This is a genomic window from Blastomonas sp. (assembly GCF_041747255.1).
Taxonomy (GTDB): domain Bacteria; phylum Pseudomonadota; class Alphaproteobacteria; order Sphingomonadales; family Sphingomonadaceae; genus Blastomonas.
This window is the reverse complement of record NZ_JBGTFM010000350.1, coordinates 1-2,134: the sequence shown is the minus strand read 5'-3', so window position 1 is coordinate 2,134 and position 2,134 is coordinate 1. Positions and strand designations below refer to the sequence as shown.

General features: G+C 61.1%; 3 protein-coding genes and 1 pseudogene. All 4 read left to right on the top strand.

The features are described 5' to 3' along the window. Window positions 1–438 (top strand): peptide-methionine (S)-S-oxide reductase MsrA (msrA, locus tag ACEW8G_RS12060; RefSeq protein ID WP_373488665.1); only part of this gene is annotated, 438 nt, incomplete at its 5' end. Window positions 439–505: 67 nt separating this feature from the next. After that, window positions 506–1,369, top strand: coding sequence for a UTP--glucose-1-phosphate uridylyltransferase GalU (galU, locus tag ACEW8G_RS12055; protein WP_373488664.1), 864 nt, complete (start codon window positions 506–508; stop codon window positions 1,367–1,369). Window positions 1,370–1,440: 71 nt separating this feature from the next. Then, a complete protein-coding gene (locus ACEW8G_RS12050; protein ID WP_373488663.1) occupies window positions 1,441–1,752 on the top strand; it encodes a hypothetical protein in 312 nt (103 codons plus the stop codon). A gap of 100 nt (window positions 1,753–1,852) precedes the next feature. After that, window positions 1,853–2,134: pseudogene (locus ACEW8G_RS12045) on the top strand (hypothetical protein); the annotation flags it as partial.

The following is a 2,134-nucleotide window of genomic DNA, read 5'->3' as shown; positions in this document are numbered from 1 at the left end:
TATATTGGCGGCCATGTCGAGAACCCGACCTACAAGGCGGTGTGCGCCGGGACCACCGGCCATGCCGAGGCGATCCGCGTCACTTTTGACCGCGAACAGCTGAGCTATGCCGATCTGCTCGATATCTTTTTCGCCACGCACGATCCGACCCAGCTCAACCGTCAGGGCAATGATGTCGGCACCCAGTATCGCTCGGCGATCTTCCCGCTCGATGCCGCGCAGCAGGTCGAGGCCGAAGCTGCGATGAGTCGCAATCAGGCAAGCTGGCCCGCACCCATCGTCACGACGATTGAAGAGGCGACAACCTGGTATCCGGCCGAGGATTATCATCAGGAATATTGGAACGGTGAAGGCCAGCGCAATCCCTATTGCCTCGCGATCATCCCGCCCAAGCTGCAGAAGCTGCGCAAGAGTTTTGCAGCACGCGTGAAGGCCTGATCTGAGGCCATTGTGTTTGACCCAATACCCTTGACGATACATCGGTCGGGGGGCAAGAGCTTGGCCAATGAAACCGATCCGCAAAGCCGTCTTCCCCGTCGCTGGCCTGGGCACCCGCTTCCTGCCCGCCACCAAGGCGATCCCCAAGGAAATGCTGCCGATCGTTGACCGGCCATTGATCCAATATGCGGTCGATGAAGCCCGTGAGGCGGGCATCGAGCAGATGATCTTCGTCACCGGACGCGGCAAGAATGCCATCGAAGACCATTTCGACATCGCCTATGAGCTGGAAAAGACGATGACGGACCGGGGCAAGTCGCTCGACGTGCTTGAGCCGACGCGGCTGAGTCCCGGCAATTGCGCTTATGTGCGCCAGCAGGAGCCGCTGGGCCTTGGCCATGCGATCTGGTGCGCGCGCGATATCGTGGGCGATGAACCGTTCGCGATTTTTCTGCCCGACGAGTTCATGGTCGGATCGCCCGGCTGCATGAAGCAGATGGTCGAGGCCTACAACAGGCTGGGCGGCAATCTGCTCAGCGTGCTGGAAGTGCCGCACGAACAGGTGTCGAGCTACGGGGTGATCGCACCGGGCACGCGCGATGGAGATATCACCGAAGTTATGGGTCTGGTCGAAAAGCCGAAACAGGCGGACGCGCCGTCCAACCTGATCATATCAGGCCGTTACATTCTGCAGCCTGAGGTCATGACGACGCTGAAAGATCAGGAAAAGGGCGCGGGCGGTGAAATCCAGCTGACCGATGCAATGGCGCGGATGATCGGCACACAGCCGTTCCATGCCGTGACCTTTGCCGGCAAGCGCTATGATTGCGGATCGAAGGCAGGCTATGTGCAGGCCAATATAGCGGTCGCGCTGGAGCGCGATGACATCGGCACGGAAATCCGCGCCTTCATCGTCGATCTGATGAAATAACGGTTCAGCAACCGCTCAGCCAGTTTGTCGCAGGGTCGAGCTCTTGATGAGCTGCGTCGGGAGAGACCAACATGAAGCTACGTGTGTTTGTCATCCCGGCACTGCTCATATTGCCCGGCGGCTGCATCGCCAGCGCGGTCGGTGCGGTGGTCACCGCGCCGGTCAAGATCGTGTCAAAGGGCGTTGATCTTGCCACCACCAGCCAGTCCGAAGCCGACGAAAATCGCGGACGGGCAATGCGCAAGTCAGAAGAACGGCTGGGCAAGCTTTCGCGCGAGCGAGACAAGGCAATGCGACGGTGCGATGATGGCAATCGCAATGCCTGCGATGAGGCGCGCGACCTGCAGGAGCAGATCGACGATGCGCGCGGCCGGGTGATGTAATTCAAGGGCTTTGCTGCGGTTCACGGGCAGTTCACTGGCCTGACGCAAACATAGGGTCATCAGACAACGGGGTCGCACCTGTTTTGAGCAAAAGGAGCTGATGCTCATGCGACCTCTCAGCCTTGTTACGCGCGCGATTGCAGGCCTGTCTCTCACCGCGCTGGTGCTTTCCCCGACCATTGTTCCCTTGCCTGCGTTGGCGAGAACGCCGGTGTTGCCGCCAAATCCGGTCAATTGTGAAGTGCTGGGCGACACGCCGGGCATTGTTAGCCGGCAGACCGGGGTACGCCCGCGCACCGGTGCAGTGCGTGCCACGCCAGGCATTGCTGAGCGTGCCGCCCCGCCAGCCTATGCGCCACCCCCTCCGCCCCCGCCGCCGCCG

Coding starts and splice junctions, on each gene's coding strand:
- galU (WP_373488664.1), top strand. CDS start 506: ATGAAACCGATCCGCAAAGCCGTCTTCCCCGTCGCTGGCCTGGGCACC.
- ACEW8G_RS12050 (WP_373488663.1), top strand. CDS start 1,441: ATGAAGCTACGTGTGTTTGTCATCCCGGCACTGCTCATATTGCCCGGC.